Source organism: Nocardia asteroides (assembly GCA_019930625.1).
Taxonomy (GTDB): domain Bacteria; phylum Actinomycetota; class Actinomycetes; order Mycobacteriales; family Mycobacteriaceae; genus Nocardia; species Nocardia sputi.
This window is the reverse complement of the sequence record CP082844.1, coordinates 753,802-768,773: the sequence shown is the minus strand read 5'-3', so window position 1 is coordinate 768,773 and position 14,972 is coordinate 753,802. Positions and strand designations below refer to the sequence as shown.

Genomic DNA, 14,972 nt, shown 5'->3' with positions numbered 1-14,972 from the left:
GCACCCTCGAGTGCGCGGCCGCCGCTTCGCATGTTTCTATGCGTGCACCGCGTCCGATGGCTCCGCCGCAACGGCGGGGGTGTCGCGGCGTTCGAGGTATCCGGACAGGACCGCGAGACCCAGCGCGACCAGAACCAAACCCACGCCGACCCAGTTGGGGGAGGTGTAGCTCAGACCCGCTGCGATCACGACGCCACCGAGCCAGGCCGACACGGCGTTGCCGAGGTTGAACGCACCGATATTGACCGCGGAGGCCAGGGTGGGCGCGCCCGCCGCGTGGTCGAGGACGCGCTTCTGTAGCGGCGGGACGGTCGCGAAGCCGAGTGCGCCGATCAGCACGACTGTGACGGCGGCGGCCACCTTGTGGTGCGCGGTGACGGTGAACAGCGCGAGCACGATCGCGAGCCCGCCGAGGGTGAGATACAGCATCGGCATCAGGTGGCGGTCGGCGAACTTGCCGCCGATCAGGTTGCCCGCGAAGAAGCCGAGCCCGAAGAGCACCAGCAGCCAGGTGACCGAACTCTCCGCATAGCCGGTGACCTCGGTCATCATCGGCGCCAGATAGGTGATCGCTGCGAATACGCCGCCGAAGCCGAGCACCGTCATCGCCATCGCCAGCAGCACCTGGGGATTGCGGAACACCGCCAATTCGGTGCGCAGCCGCGCGTCCGCGGGGGCGGGTTGTTCCGGGACCAACGCCGCGACTCCCACCAGCCCGACCAACCCGACCAGCGCGACGAACAAGAAGGTCAGCCGCCAGCCGAAGTGCTGACCGAGCAGCGTTCCGAGCGGCACGCCCACGATCGTGGCGACGGTGAGACCGGTGAACATGATCGCGATCGCACCGGCACGCCGGTCGGCGCTGACCAGCGTCCCCGCGACGACCGCGCCGATACCGAAGAACGCGCCGTGGGCGAGCGACGCCACGATCCGTCCGCTGAGCATCAGCCCGAAGGTGGGTGCGACCGCGGAGAGCACGTTGCCGAGAACGAGCAGCGTCAGCATGCCGAGCAGCATGCGTTTGCGCGACACCCGGGTGCCGAGGCCGGTCATCAACGGCGCACCCACCACGACGCCTAGCGCGTACCCGGTGACCAGCAGGCCTGCCGTGGGGATGGACACCGAATAGGTGCCCGCGATATCGGGCAGAAGACCGACGACGACGAATTCCGTCGTCCCGATCCCGAATGCCCCGAGGGTCAGGGCGAGGAGTGCGAGCGGCATGGAGCCTCCACATGAATGTTGCCTTAGAGCTTTACAGGCGCAAACAATAATTGCATACGCTTGATAATTGCAAGCGCTGGATATTGCGTAGCCTGTCTATCCTGGAGGCACGATCCCCGAGCCGAAGGAACGCCATGACCGCGGATGCCGCCCTGACGGGCCTGGCCGATGGTTGGTACGCACTCTCGCTGCTGCACGACCGGATCGAGGCGCACATCGAGCGGGCGCTGCAATCCGGCCACGACCTGAGCGTTCGCGAGTTCTCGCTGCTGGTCGTCCTGAGCCGCCAGCACGATGGCCCCGGCGGGCACCTGCGCATGAACCAGGTCGCCGAAGCCGTGGTCCTGAGCCAGAGCGCCACCACCCGCCTGGTCTCCCGGCTCGAAGATCGCGGCCTGCTCCAGCGCTACCTGTGCCCCGACGACCGTCGTGGCATCTACACCGACGTCACTCCGGCGGGATTGGACCTGCTCGCGCGGGCCCGGCCCACACACGACGCCGCCCTCGCGGGCGCGCTCGGTCAAGCCGCCGCCAACCCCGAACTCGCTCCGCTCGTGGCCGCGGTCGAAGCCCTCAACACCAGCTCGGCGCGTGGCGCACGCCCCCGCGACTACCGCCCGGTCTGACCGGATACAACGAGGAGCCTGCGATCTGGCGGCAGGCATGTGGTGGTCCGCGAACGCGCCGCAGCGCGCCCTCGCCCCGCTATTCGACGGTGACCGACCCGCGCATCTCCGGATGCAGTGAGCAGAGGTAGCGGTAGGTGCCCGGCGTGGTGAAGGTGTAGCTCCACTCGCCCCGGTCGAGGATCGGGCTGTTGATGCCCATCGCCTTGTCGCCGATGCCCTGCACGGTGTGCGGGACCTTGTCGTCGAATTTCCAGGTGACCGTGTCGCCGACCGCGACGGCGACCTCGGCGGGGGAGAATTCCATATCGTCCACCACCACGGTGGCGGCGGCGGGTTTGCGCTCGCCGGTCTGCTGAGTGGTGGTGGTGGGCCGAGCCGGTTTCCTCGTGGTGGTGGCGGCCGAGCCGGGTTCGTCTCCGCCGCAGCTCGACAGCAGCAGCGCCCCGGCCAAGGCGACTCCCGTGACGAGGCGGACAGTCCCGGTGTGGCGGCGGACGCTTGGCATGATGGCCAAGCGTAGTAGGCCACACCGACGAAGGGAGCGGCGATGTCCACGCAGCGGGGCTATTTCACCGTAGATGAAGTGCGTGCGGCGGAGGCCGAGCTGTTCACCCGGGTGCCGGACGGCGTGCCCATGCGTCGTGCAGCGCACGGCTTGGCCACCGTGGTGGCGGGCGAACTCCGGGAGCGCACCGGCGGTGTCGCGGGTCGGGCGGTGACCTTGCTGATCGGGTCCGGCGACAACGGGGGCGACGCGCTTTACGCCGGAGCGCAGTTGCGCCGCCGCGGTGTCGCGGTCACCGCGGTATTGCTGAACCCGGAGCGGGCGCACGCGAAAGGACTCGCGGCGCTGCGCGCTGCGGGCGGTCGAGTCGCCGACGACCCAGGTCGCCCGGATCTGGTGATCGACGGGATCGTGGGTATCTCCGGTCGTGGTCCGCTGCGGCCGCGTGCCGCGGAAATCGTTGCGGCGCTGGACGCTCCGATCGTCGCGGCCGACCTGCCCAGCGGCGTCGATCCGGACACCGGCGCGATCGAGGGCCCGGCCGTGCGCGCGGACGTCACGGTCGCCTTCGGCGGCTACAAACCGGTGCATGCGCTCGCCGCGCCGCAGTGCGGCCGAATCGAGTTGGTCCCCATCGGTTTACGTCTCCCGGAGCCGGGTCTCGTCGCACCGGAGCCCGCCTCGATCGGCGCCGAATGGCCGGTTCCCGGCGCGGCCGACGACAAGTACACACAGGGTGTGACCGGCATATGCGCGGGAAGCGCGACATATCCGGGCGCCGCGGTGCTGTGCGCGGCCGCTGCCGTCGCCGCGACGTCGGGCATGGTGCGGTACGCGGGAACCGCGGCGGCCGAGGTGCTGAGCCACTTTCCGGAAGTCATCGCCACCCGGCAGCTCGCCGACACCGGTCGCGTCCAGTCCTGGGTCTTCGGTCCCGGCGCGGGCACCGATGCCGACGCCGGGCAACGCCTCCGCCAGATCTTGGACACCGACCTACCGGTCGTGGTCGACGCCGACGGCCTGACCTTGCTGGCCGCACGGCCGCACCTGGTGCGCGATCGCGCGGCGCCGACCGTGCTGACCCCGCACGCGGGCGAGTTCGCCCGCCTCACCGGTCACGAAGTCGGCCAAGACCGGGTGGCCGCGGTCCGGGACCTCGCGGATGCCTGGCAGGTCACGGTGCTGCTGAAGGGTCGGGCCACGCTGGTCGCCGCACCGGGCGGCCCCGTGCTGGTCAACGAAGCGGGCGGTTCGTGGGCCGCCACCGCGGGCGCGGGCGACGTGCTCTCGGGCATCATCGGGACGCTGCTCGCCGCGGGTCGCGACACCGCCTGGTCCGCTGCCGCGGCCGCGCGGGTGCACGCCCTGGCCGCGAACCTCGCCGCCCACGACGGCGCGCCCGCGGGAGCCCCGGTCTCGGCGAGCGTCCTGGCGACCCACGTCCGTCCCGCGATCGGAGTCCTTCGCGGCCTCGCCCATACGTAGGCTGTACTCATCGTGGCGTCGAGCACAGCGCTGACCGGCGCGTAAACCGGTTGCAACCGAGATCGAGCACGCCAATAGACTCGACCGGAACCAACGCGACGACTGATCTCGAGGGCACATGGGTAACTCCCCGGGTACGCCCAGAACTCCGGCGGCACCAGACGGAAGACCTGAACGCGAATATAGCGCCCCCCGGCTGGTACGGCCCGAATACTCGAAAGAGGCGGAGAAGACTGCCGTGAATGCGCAAGCGGAAACGGTCATCGACCTGGATGCCATCGCCGACAACGTGCGGATCCTGCGGGAACACGCGGGCGACGCCGCGGTGATGGCGGTGGTGAAGGCCGACGGCTACAACCACGGCGCAGTCGAGGTGGGGCGGGCCGCCCTCGCGGCGGGGGCGGCGGAATTGGGCGTCACGACGGTGGCGGAAGCCGTGCAGTTGCGCGCGGCCGGAATCACCGCGCCCATCCTGTGCTGGTTGCACAACACCGACGCCGACTTCGCGGGCGCGGTGGACGCCGACGTCGAGATCGGGGTCTCCTCGCCCGCCCATCTGCGGGCGGTCGAAGCCGCGGCGCGCCGCGTCGGCCGTCCGGCGACGGTCGCCTTGAAGGTGGACACGGGCCTGAACCGCAACGGGGTCTCACCGGCCGAGTACCCGGAAGTGCTGACAGCGCTGCGCGCTCTGGTCGACGAGCAGGCGGTGCGTTTCCGTGCGATCTTCTCCCATCTCGCGCACGCCGACGAACCTGAACACCCCAACAACGACGTGCAACGCGCCCGGTTCCTGGACGCGATCGCCACGGCCAAGGAACACGGCTTGGAGCCGGAACTGGTGCACATCGCCAACTCGGCCGCCGCCCTGACCCGCCCCGATCTGGCCTTCGACCTGGTCCGGCCGGGCATAGCCGTGTACGGCCTGTCCCCCATACCGGGCAACGACTTCGGCCTGCGGCCCGCGATGACCTTCCAGGCCCGGGTCGCCTTGGTCAAGCGGGTGGCCGCGGGCGAAGGCGTCTCCTACGGGCACCAGTGGGTCGCGCCGCACGACACCACCGTCGCGCTGATCCCCACGGGTTACGCCGACGGCGTGTTCCGCCCCCTGAGCGGGCGATTCGACGTCTGGCTCGGCGGAGCCCGGCGCAGAAACGTGGGCCGGGTGTGCATGGACCAGTTCGTCGTCGACCTGGGAGACAACGCCGCGGGCGTCCGGGAGGGCGACACCGCGATCCTCTTCGGCGCGCGACCGCACGCCCAGGACTGGGCCGACCTGCTCGGCACCATCCACTACGAAGTGGTGTGTTCGCCGCGCGGCCGGGTCACCCGGCGCTACACGGGTGGCGACCGGTGAGCCGGTTCCGGGTGACCCCGCTGCGCGGCGGGCTGGCCACCGTGGGGCTCGTGGGCGCGCTGGCGGGTGCCCATGCCCTGCGCCGCGCCGGCGCGCGCGTGCTGTGGCCCCCGCGGGGCGACGACTACCGCGACGAGGATTTCGGACTGATCGATGCCGACCGCGCGGGGACCGTGCTCGCCGATGACGGCGTGCCGCTGGCCACCCGGACCTGCGGCCCCGACGACGCGCCGGTGACGGTGATTTTCGTGCACGGGTTCTGCAACAGCATGGCTTCCTTCCACTTCCAGCGTCGCGATCTGGAAAAGCGTTGGGGCGCGCGGGTTCGCATGGTGCTGTTCGATCTGCGCGGGCACGGTCGATCCGGAGTGCCGAGCGCCGCGAGCTGTACCGTCGCCCAGCTGGGCCGCGACCTGGCCACCGTGCTGAGCGCCACCGCTCCGGCCGGGCCCGTGGTGCTGGTCGGGCATTCGCTGGGCGGTATGGCGGTCCTGGCCGCGGCCGCGCGATTCCCGGAATTGTTCGCGGCCAGGGTGATCGGCGTCGCACTGCTGTCGACCGCGGCGGCCGGGGTCACCGCGGCGGGGATCGGGCAACTGCTGCGCAACCCCGCGATCGACGGCTTCCGGTTGGCCGTGCACACCGCGCCCGCGCTGGTGCAGGCGGGCCGCGCCACCGCGCGGCATGTGATCACACCGATCCTGCACGTCAGCTCGTTCCACGGTCCGGTGAGCCCGACCCTGTCGCGCTTCGCGACGCTGATGATCGACCAGACGCCGGTGGAGACCATCGTGAAGTTTCTCCAAGCCATCGAGTTGCACGACGAGTCGGCGGCGTTGCCCGCGCTGGCGGGCACACCGGTTCTGGTGCTCGGCGGTAAGCACGATCTGGTGATCCCGTTCCGCAATTCGCGCGCGCTGGCCGCCGCTCTGCCCGAAAGCGAACTCATTCTGCTGCCGGGGGCGGCGCACATGCCGCATCTGCAGTACCCGGACATCGTCAATGCCGCGCTGGATCGATTGCTGGTGCGCGCGGGTGCCATCGACCCGGTGGCGGGAAACGCCTCCGAGGTGTCCGGTGGCTGATCGACGGTCTCGGATTTTGCCCACCGTCGCCGACACCGAGGCGCTCGGCCGGGAATTGGCCATGGATCTGCGCGCCGGTGACCTGGTGGTTCTGGACGGCCCGCTCGGCGCGGGCAAGACCGCGCTGACCCGTGGTATCGCCGAGGGGCTCGGCGTACAGGGCCGGGTCAGCTCCCCGACGTTCATCATCGCCCGCCAGCACCGCGCCGGGGAGCGGGAGGGCGGGCCCGCCGTGCCCATGGTGCACGTGGACGCCTATCGGCTCGGTGGCGATCTGGACGAGCTGGACGCGCTGGATCTGGACACCGATCTGCATCAGGCGGTGGTCGTGGTGGAGTGGGGCCGCGGCGTGGTCGAGCACCTCGCCGAGCGCCACCTGCGCGTGCTGCTGTCGCGTGAGCCGGATTCGGATGTGCGCACCGCGATCTGGGAATGGGTGGATTAGCTATCAGGTAGCTCTGCATCCGTGGGGCCTACCACCCGGTATCGTTGGGCCAATCATGCTTGTACTAGCCGTCGACACCGCGACCCCCGCCGTCACAGCGGGACTGGTGGAATTGGAGCAGGGCGCCGGCTCGGCGGATCCCGTCCTGGCACGCACCGTCGCCTCCCGGGTGCGGGTCGACCCCCGTGCTCATGCCGAGGTGCTCACCCCGCAGATCCTCGAATGCCTCGACGAGGCAGGCCGTTCCAGGACCGATATCGACGCGATCGTGGTCGGCGTCGGTCCGGGGCCGTTCACCGGCTTGCGCGTCGGTATGGCCACCGCGGCCGCGTTCGGTGACGCGCTCGGCATTCCGGTGTACGGGGTGTGCAGTCTCGACGCGATCGCCGCCGACGCCGCCATCGACCCCGCCGTGCCGCCTCCGGTCGAGTTCCCGCTCGATGCCGAACTGCTCGTGGTGACCGACGCGCGGCGGCGGGAGGTGTACTGGGCGCGGTACCGCGAGGGCGCGCGCGTGGCAGGCCCCGAGGTGTGCAAGCCCTCCGACTTGGACGAAGGACAAGCCACGGCGATCGCCGGATCCGCCTCGCACGTGGACTTCTTCGACTTGCCGGTGCTGCCCGCCGAGACGCCCTCGCCCGCCGGACTGGTGCGCGTCGCCGCCCCCGAGCTGCTGTCGCGCAGCGTGCCGGAGCCGCTGGTTCCGCTGTACTTGCGCAGGCCGGACGCGGTCGAGAACGCCTACCGTCGACTCGACCGGACGGGAGCGTGACGGCCGTGGCTTTCCGCATCGAGCCGATGGTGGCCGCCGACATCACGCGCTGCGTCGAACTGGAGCAGTTGCTGTTCCCGGAGGACGACCCGTGGGCCGCCGTGGCGTTCCAGTCCGAGCTGGCAGGCAGGCACAACTGCTACATCACCGCGCGCGACGACGACGGGCGAATGGTGGGCTACGCGGGCATCGCCCTGCTGGGTGACGCCGAACACCCCGAGGCCGAGGTGCACACCATCGGCGTCGACCCCCGCTGCCACCGCGCGGGCGTGGGCACGCTTCTGCTGGAGGCGCTGCTCGCCGAGGCAGGACGGCGCGGCGGGCCGGTGTTCCTGGAGGTCCGCACCGACAACGCGCCCGCGATCGCGCTGTACGCCAAGCACGGTTTCCACATCATCGGATTGCGCAAGAACTACTACCACCCCAGTGGCGCGGACGCGTACACGATGCGCCGGCCCGCGCTGACCAGCGCGGACCGTCAGTGGCGCACACCGGACGAGGTGCTGTCGTGATCATCATGGGCATCGAGAGCTCCTGCGACGAAACCGGAGTGGGCATCGTCCGCCGCCACCCCGACGGCACCTGCGAGCTACTCGCCGACGAAGTCGCCTCGAGCGTCGACCAGCACGCGCGCTTCGGTGGCGTGGTCCCCGAGATCGCCTCGCGCGCGCACCTCGAGGCGATCGTGCCCGCCATGCGCCGTGCGCTGTCGGCGGCGGGTATCGCGAAGCCGGACGCGCTGGCGGTGACCATCGGACCGGGCTTGGCCGGTGCGTTGCTGGTGGGCGTCGCCGCCGCGAAAGCGTATGCGGCGGCGTGGGATGTGCCTTTCTACGCGCTCAACCATCTCGGCGGCCACGTCGCGGTGGACACCCTGGAACACGGGCCGATGCCACCGTGCGTCGCGCTGCTGGTGTCGGGCGGGCACACCCACCTGCTGCACGTCACGGATCTGTCCGAGCCGATCGTCGAGCTGGGCAGCACGGTCGACGACGCGGCGGGGGAAGCCTTCGACAAAGTGGCGCGCCTGCTCGGGCTGGGTTTTCCCGGCGGCCCGGCGCTCGATGCCGCAGCCGCGGACGGCGATCCGCGCGCCATCGCCTTTCCCCGGGGCATGACCGGGCCGCGTGATCCGCGCTACGACTTCTCCTTCTCGGGCCTCAAGACCGCGGTGGCACGATACGTGGAGGCGGCGCAGCGCGACGGCATCGCCGCGGAAGATCTCCCCATTCCCGATATCGCGGCGTCGTTCCAGGAGTCGGTCGCGGATGTGCTCACCATGAAGGCGGTGCGCGCGGCGCGGGATGTCGGTGTCGGCACGCTGGTGCTCGGCGGCGGCGCGACGGCCAACTCACGAATTCGCTCGATGGCCGAGGAACGTTGTGCCGCGGCCGGTTTGACTCTGCGGGTGCCCAAGCCCCGGCTGTGCACGGACAACGGGGTGATGATCGCCGCGCTGGGCGCACATGTCATCGCGGGCGGCGCGGCGCCGTCACCGCTGACGGTCGCCACCGACCCCGGTCTGCCGGTGTCGGTCAGCATGGTCCGCTGATCTGCTCGGACTCGGTGAGCCGTCGGTAGCGCGCGGGTGGCTCGACGGCTTCCGTGGAATCGTCCGGAAACCGCCGTTGTGCCGTCGGATCAGTTCGGTACGAGTAGGCCCGGGTCGAATGCCGACCCCGAGCTTCCATGCGGCGGCAGCGGCAGGCCCGACCGCGCGGGCGCCTGGCTCCGCGTCGAGCTCGGGCCGGGCATCTCGACGCTCGGCGTCGGCGACGAGGTCTGGCTCCGCCCTGGCTCGGGCGAACTGCCCTGTGTGGCATTCGGGTTGCCGAACAGCGGACCGAGGAGTTCGGGGAAGGGGATCGGCGGAAGGTCGGGATCCGGTCGCAGCGTGGGTTGTGTCGGTGTGACCGCCTCCGTGGTGAACGGTACGCCGGTCGTACTGCGCGGCCCGTGTCCGGTGGTGGTCGGCGCGACGCCGGTGCTGTCCGGGGTGCCGCCTGCCCGCGTTACCGCCGCCGCGGTCGAGGGCGCCGCGGACGTCGGAGGCGGCAGCTGCGAAGCGCTGCTCGTGGTCCCGGCGGGGGAGACCTCGTCGTCCGCGGTGGGCGCGAACGTCTGCACGCCGTAACCGACGATCAGTCCGACCACCACGATCGCCCCGGCCAGTGTGCCGAACACCTTGGTGACCGTTCCGGCGGGCGCGTCGCCGCCGCGCGTGCCCACCGGGAACACCGCGGGTTGCACCGAATCCGCGACCAGCGCCGCGCCTTTCGCGGTCACCGCCTCCGGGTCCGGCACGGTGAAGACCGGGACGTCCAGCGCCGCGGTGAGTGTGTCGAGCACCGAGGGAATGTTGGCGCCGCCACCGATGACCGCGACCGCCTGCGGCTGCCGGGGCGCCCGGCCGAACGCCGCCGTGACGAACCGCGCCAGGTCGCGCAGCAGGTCGGCGATCAACTCTTCGAAGTCGGCCCTGGTCAGCTTCAGCGGCCGCCCCGCGACGTGGTCGATGGTGACGGCGGGCGCGATGGACAAATGCTCTTTCGCCGCGCGGCCTCGATTGGTCAGCATGCCGCGGTTGGGCCGGGTGCCGCGCCGGGCGAAGTGCATGTCCACCAGATGGTGGTAGATCAGGTCATCGATCGCCTTGCCGCTGACGGTCGCGGTGCGGTCGGAACGCAGCAGCGAGCCGTCGGTTCGATCGGCGACGGTGACGCTGAGCCCCGAGGCGCCGAGATCGACGATGGCTACCGTGTCGTAGCGGTCCAGCAGGCCGGTGTGCCGCAGGTAGGTCAGCGCGGCGGTGCCCTCCGGGATCAGCCGCAGTTCACGCTGTTTGCCGGTGGCCGCGCGGATGATCTGCGCCTGCTCCCTGGTGCGGTAGGCGACCGCGACGCTGGTGGGCGGATGACCGGTCATCGACGCCCAATCGCGTGCGGTGCCCGCGAATCGCCCGCCGACCGGGCTGATGATCTCGCGCGGCGGCTGCGTGGTCGGCAGTTGCGTGGTCATCAACTCGATCGAGGACGCCACCAGATCGCCGAGATCGGAATGGGCCGCATCGGCGGAGACGACGCGGTAGTCGAAGCTCTGCGCGCCATTGGACGCGGTGGCGACCAACGCCGAGCACACGACCTCTGCCCCGGCCGAGATGCCGAGGGATGTTCGCATGTTCACCTCCCTTCGAGCGGATGGTCATGGTGTCGCCGACCATCTCGAATGGACTGCCGGACCGCCGTATGGATGACGAGCGCCCCGGATCGGGAAACGAACCGGCCCCTCGTCCGGGTGGGTCGCGGGGACCGGCCATGGATCACGTGTCTTGCTCTCTGGTGACGCTGGTAATGCAACGACTGCTGCGGCGCTGCGTGTTTCGGCGACGCTGCGGTAACGCTGTGCGGCCCCGCCGCCGCCCACAGGCGACGGACGTGGCGGCCGGACCGCGACCGTCGTCAATAGTGTCACAATCCGTTATCCGAACGTTACTGTTTCCTCGAACGAATCGCCAAGCCGCGAGTCGGATGGGCGCGCCGCGCAAAGTTGGCACCGTCCAGCCTTGAGCGCTGGCACTCTCATGTATAGAGTGCTAGTCGGCACTGTATGAAGTGCTTGTGCCAGCAGCTTGACCATTGGGCAGGGGTCCCGGCACCCGCGACGACGGGGCTATGCGCAAGGTCAGCATCGTGACCAACCGACGAGTCCGGGACAACAGTTCCGGACGACCGAATCCCCTGAAAGTGGAGGGCTCAACGTGGCGAGCGTGAACATCAAGCCGCTCGAGGACAAGATCCTCGTCCAGGCCAACGAGGCCGAGACGACGACGGCCTCCGGCCTGGTCATCCCCGACACGGCGAAGGAGAAGCCGCAGGAGGGCACCGTTGTCGCCGTCGGTCCCGGCCGGTGGGACGACGAGGGCGAGAAGCGCATCCCGCTGGATGTCCAGGAGGGTGACACCGTCATCTACAGCAAGTACGGCGGCACCGAGATCAAGTACCAGGGCGAGGAGTACCTCATCCTGTCGGCGCGCGACGTGCTGGCCGTCGTCACCAAGTAGCCGAACGGGCACGCATGCGTTCCGCCCCGGTGTCTTTCAGGCCCCGGGGCGGAACGCGTTCGACGCCGACAGACACCCGGCACTGAATACGCGGTGCGAGCGACGGGCCCGGAGGCGGCAGCCTGCGTGACCACGGAGGGACCCGGGAGCGCCGCAAATCAGATACAGCGGTGCGAGCGACGGGCCCGGAGGCGGCAGCCTGCGTGACCACGTAGGGACCCGGGAGCGCCGCAAATCAGATACAGCGGTGCGAGCGACGGGCCCGGAGGCGGCAGCCTGCGTGACCACGTAGGGACCCGGGAGCGCCGCAATCCACTACAGGAGCGAATTCCCATGGCAAAGCAGATCGAGTTCGACGAGAAGGCTCGCCGGGCTCTGGAACGCGGTGTCGACAAGCTCGCCGACGCGGTGAAGGTCACCCTGGGCCCGCGCGGACGGCACGTCGTGCTCGCGAAGTCCTTCGGCGGTCCGACCGTCACCAACGACGGCGTCACCATCGCGCGTGACATCGAGCTGGAAGACCCGTTCGAGAACCTCGGCGCGCAGCTGGTCAAGAGCGTCGCCACCAAGACCAACGACGTCGCGGGCGACGGCACCACCACCGCCACCGTGCTGGCCCAGGCGCTGGTCCGCGCCGGGCTGAAGAATGTTGCCGCGGGCGCGAATCCGATCGCGCTCGGTTCCGGCATCGCCAAGGCCGCCGACGCGGTCTCCGAGGCGCTGCTCGCGCTGGCCACCCCGGTCTCCGGCGAGCAGGCCATCGCGCAGGTCGCGACGGTGTCCTCGCGCGACGAGCAGATCGGCGAGATGGTCGGCAAGGCGCTGACCACCGTCGGCAAGGACGGCGTCGTCACCGTCGAGGAGTCCTCGACGCTGCAGACCGAACTCGTCGTCACCGAGGGCGTGCAGTTCGACAAGGGTTACCTGTCGCCCTACTTCATCACCGATCCCGACAGCCAGCAGGCCGCCCTCGAGGACGCGTTCGTCCTGCTGCACCGCGAGAAGATCAGCTCGCTGCCGGACTTCCTGCCGCTGCTGGAGAAGATCGCCGAGAGCGGCAAGCCGGTCGTGATCATCGCCGAGGACGTCGAGGGCGAGGCGCTGTCGACCCTGGTGGTCAACGCCATCCGCAAGACGATCAAGGCCGTCGCGGTGAAGGCGCCGTTCTTCGGCGACCGCCGTAAGGCGTTCCTCGACGACCTGGCCGTGGTCACCGGCGGCACCGTGGTGAACCCCGACCTCGGCATCACCCTGCGCGAGGCGGGCCTGGACGTGCTCGGCAAGGCGCGTCGCGTGGTCGTTACCAAGGACGACACCACGATCATCGACGGCGCCGGTTCCGCGGCGGACGTGGAGGGGCGCGTCGCGCAACTGCGTCGCGAGATCGAGTCCACCGATTCCGATTGGGACCGCGAGAAGCTCGAGGAGCGGTTGGCCAAGCTGGCCGGCGGCGTCGCGGTGATCAAGGTCGGCGCGGCCACCGAGACCGCGCTCAAGGAACGCAAGTACCGCGTCGAGGACGCGGTGAGCGCGGCCAAGGCCGCTGTGGCCGAGGGCATCGTGCCCGGCGGCGGCACCGCGCTGGTGCAGGCGAGCGGCAAGCTCGTCGAGCTGCGCGACTCGCTGTCGGGTGACGAAGCCGTCGGCGTCGAGGTGGTTCGCACCGCGCTGCGGGCGCCGCTGTTCTGGATCGCCACGAACGCGGGCTTGGACGGCGCGGTGGTGGTCAGCAAGGTGGCCGAGGGCAAGGAGGGCTTCAACGCCGCCACCCTCAGCTACGGCGACCTGCTCACCGACGGCGTCGTCGACCCGGTGAAGGTGACTCGTTCGGCCGTCGTGAACGCCGCCTCGGTCGCGCGCATGATCCTCACCACCGAGAGCGCCGTGGTCGACAAGCCCGCCGAGGAGCACAACGATCACGGCCACCACGGCCACGCTCACTGAGCCGAGCGCCTCTTCGCGACGATTCATCAGGCAAGGCCCTCGAACCACCTGGTTCGGGGGCCTTGCCCGTACCCGGGACAAGCCGGGGCCGGCAGGCGACTACCGGTGAGACCGAGGATGTTCCGAAGCTCGACGCGCTGGCTGCCGCGAACCGGAAGGAGGCTGCGGGATCGTCCGGCTGTCGGACCCGGACGCGCGGAGCGGGAGTGCCTGACGGATCGCTGAATTCAGCTGGCGACCGGTGGCTGCTCGGCGGCGATGGCCGCGAGGAGGCGAGCGCGCAGCGACGGCGGTGGCATGGCCGCCGTGGCTGTGGCGAGAACGGAGAGCGCTTCTTTCGTGTCTCTGACTTCCTGGATGAACTCCGCGCGTAGCACGGGGTCCTCGCTGTCGAGCAGATCCTGCACTTCCTGATGGTCTTCGTCGTCGATCGATCCGAGCGCGACGGTGTGCGCGAGATCGATCTGGCGTTCGTTCATCTCACGTCACCCCCAAACTTTTCTTCAGTCGTGTCAATCCGTCCCGAATCCGGGACTTAACGGTAGGTAACCCTACGTTGAGGTAGGTGGCTACCTCCGCATAGGTGCGCCCGCCGTAGTAGGCGAGCGAGATGGCTTCCCGTTGGGTTTCGGTGAGTGTGGCGAGACCCGCCAGGACGGCCTGTTGTTCGAGCCTGCGCTCGACCTCTTCGGTGACCTCGTCGAATTCGTTGCCGAGCACCCGGATCCCGTACGCGACCTCGCGCTGGGTGTGGGCCTGCTCGGCGCGCACCCGGTCGACGGCGCGCCGGTGCGCGAGCGTCATCAGCCACGTCACCGCGGAACCCTTCGCGGGATCGAAGCTCGACGCCATCCGCCAGATCTGGAGAAAGACCTCCTGGGTGGTCTCCTCCGCGTATCCCGGATCGTGCAGGACACGCAACACCAGACCGAAGACGCGCGCACACGTCCGGTCGTAGAGCTCGGCGAATGCTTCCTGGTCGGCTCGGCCACATCGATGTAAAAGCGCGGCGAGCTCGATACTTTCGGCTGCGCGTGCCGTAACCGCAGAATCCACCGTAGGTGGGAAGGCCGCTCTTCGGAACGAGTCGCCCTCTGCGGCTGGCGGCCGCGTTGTCACAACGCTCCATTCTGTGTCATCAGTCACTACCGTAGCGCGCCGCTATGACCTCCCTTCCGGTGGGGTGCCCACGAGCGCGTCATGGGACGGCGCCGCGTTGCGGAAAAGCGCCGTTACGTCGGACATCTGGGAGAAGACACGCCATGACACGCCGTGACACGCCGAACGCTGTCGCATCGCGCCGGACCGGTAGTGCACCGGCCTTCGCCGCGGCGGCCGGCCGATCGATGGTGACCGATCGGAACCCACGCGCCGACCTTCGGACAGGAACCGATCGGCGTGTTGCGTGACCGGCTCGGCCGAAAAGCATGTTGCAGTGGCCCGTTGTTTGCTAGGGATTCGATGCCCGC

The 14,972-nt window shown here is 69.9% G+C and carries 15 protein-coding genes; 10 read left to right on the top strand and 5 right to left on the bottom strand.

Features of this window, described 5'->3' with window-relative positions:
• Positions 1-36: 36 nt before the first annotated feature.
• The gene (locus tag K8O92_03640) at positions 37-1,224 is read right to left on the bottom strand and encodes an MFS transporter (GenBank protein UAK33103.1); all 1,188 of its coding nucleotides are present in this window, start codon (positions 1,222-1,224) and stop codon (positions 37-39) included.
• Between the two features lie 134 nt (positions 1,225-1,358).
• On the opposite strand from K8O92_03640, the gene K8O92_03635 reads away from it, so the two are divergent.
• Positions 1,359-1,850, top strand: coding sequence for a MarR family transcriptional regulator (locus K8O92_03635; GenBank protein ID UAK33102.1), 492 nt, complete (start codon positions 1,359-1,361; stop codon positions 1,848-1,850).
• Between the two features lie 79 nt (positions 1,851-1,929).
• Here the strand turns inward: K8O92_03635 and K8O92_03630 are convergent, their stop codons facing one another.
• Positions 1,930-2,358, bottom strand: a complete 429-nt coding sequence (locus tag K8O92_03630; GenBank protein UAK33101.1) for a cupredoxin family copper-binding protein — start codon at positions 2,356-2,358, stop codon at positions 1,930-1,932.
• A gap of 42 nt (positions 2,359-2,400) precedes the next feature.
• On the opposite strand from K8O92_03630, the gene K8O92_03625 reads away from it, so the two are divergent.
• The 7 genes from K8O92_03625 to tsaD all read left to right on the top strand — a co-directional run bounded on the left by K8O92_03625 (position 2,401) and on the right by tsaD (position 9,051).
• Entirely contained in the window at positions 2,401-3,843 is a 1,443-nt protein-coding gene (locus K8O92_03625; GenBank protein ID UAK33100.1) for an NAD(P)H-hydrate dehydratase, read from the top strand.
• Positions 3,844-3,961: 118 nt separating this feature from the next.
• Positions 3,962-5,197: an alanine racemase gene (gene alr, locus K8O92_03620; GenBank protein ID UAK33099.1), complete on the top strand. Its 1,236-nt coding sequence runs from the start codon at positions 3,962-3,964 to the stop codon at positions 5,195-5,197.
• Complete coding sequence (locus tag K8O92_03615) at positions 5,194-6,282, top strand: alpha/beta hydrolase (protein ID UAK33098.1); 1,089 nt, start codon at positions 5,194-5,196, stop codon at positions 6,280-6,282. The genes alr and K8O92_03615 overlap by 4 nt, the downstream gene beginning before the upstream one ends.
• On the top strand, positions 6,200-6,727 hold the full coding sequence (tsaE, locus tag K8O92_03610) for a tRNA (adenosine(37)-N6)-threonylcarbamoyltransferase complex ATPase subunit type 1 TsaE (GenBank protein UAK33097.1): 528 nt from the start codon (positions 6,200-6,202) through the stop codon (positions 6,725-6,727). The genes K8O92_03615 and tsaE overlap by 83 nt, the downstream gene beginning before the upstream one ends.
• A 55-nt stretch (positions 6,728-6,782) precedes the next feature.
• On the top strand, positions 6,783-7,499 hold the full coding sequence (gene tsaB, locus K8O92_03605) for a tRNA (adenosine(37)-N6)-threonylcarbamoyltransferase complex dimerization subunit type 1 TsaB (GenBank protein UAK33096.1): 717 nt from the start codon (positions 6,783-6,785) through the stop codon (positions 7,497-7,499).
• Between the two features lie 5 nt (positions 7,500-7,504).
• Entirely contained in the window at positions 7,505-8,011 is a 507-nt protein-coding gene (gene rimI, locus K8O92_03600; protein UAK33095.1) for a ribosomal protein S18-alanine N-acetyltransferase, read from the top strand.
• Positions 8,008-9,051, top strand: coding sequence for a tRNA (adenosine(37)-N6)-threonylcarbamoyltransferase complex transferase subunit TsaD (gene tsaD, locus K8O92_03595; protein UAK33094.1), 1,044 nt, complete (start codon positions 8,008-8,010; stop codon positions 9,049-9,051). The genes rimI and tsaD overlap by 4 nt, the downstream gene beginning before the upstream one ends.
• Before the next feature lie 89 nt (positions 9,052-9,140).
• Here tsaD and K8O92_03590 read toward each other — a convergent pair whose 3' ends face one another.
• Entirely contained in the window at positions 9,141-10,676 is a 1,536-nt protein-coding gene (locus K8O92_03590; GenBank protein ID UAK33093.1) for an Hsp70 family protein, read from the bottom strand.
• A 580-nt stretch (positions 10,677-11,256) separates the two neighbouring features.
• Here K8O92_03590 and groES point away from each other — a divergent pair.
• Positions 11,257-11,559: a co-chaperone GroES gene (gene groES, locus K8O92_03585; protein UAK33092.1), complete on the top strand. Its 303-nt coding sequence runs from the start codon at positions 11,257-11,259 to the stop codon at positions 11,557-11,559.
• 333 nt (positions 11,560-11,892) lie between these two features.
• On the top strand, positions 11,893-13,503 hold the full coding sequence (gene groL / locus K8O92_03580; GenBank protein ID UAK33091.1) for a chaperonin GroEL: 1,611 nt from the start codon (positions 11,893-11,895) through the stop codon (positions 13,501-13,503).
• Positions 13,504-13,730: 227 nt separating this feature from the next.
• Here the strand turns inward: groL and K8O92_03575 are convergent, their stop codons facing one another.
• Together K8O92_03575 and K8O92_03570 are read right to left on the bottom strand one after the other, a co-directional pair.
• Positions 13,731-13,982, bottom strand: coding sequence for a hypothetical protein (locus K8O92_03575; GenBank protein UAK33090.1), 252 nt, complete (start codon positions 13,980-13,982; stop codon positions 13,731-13,733).
• 1 nt (position 13,983) lies between these two features.
• On the bottom strand, positions 13,984-14,559 hold the full coding sequence (locus tag K8O92_03570) for a sigma-70 family RNA polymerase sigma factor (protein UAK33089.1): 576 nt from the start codon (positions 14,557-14,559) through the stop codon (positions 13,984-13,986).
• Positions 14,560-14,972 lie beyond the last annotated feature (413 nt).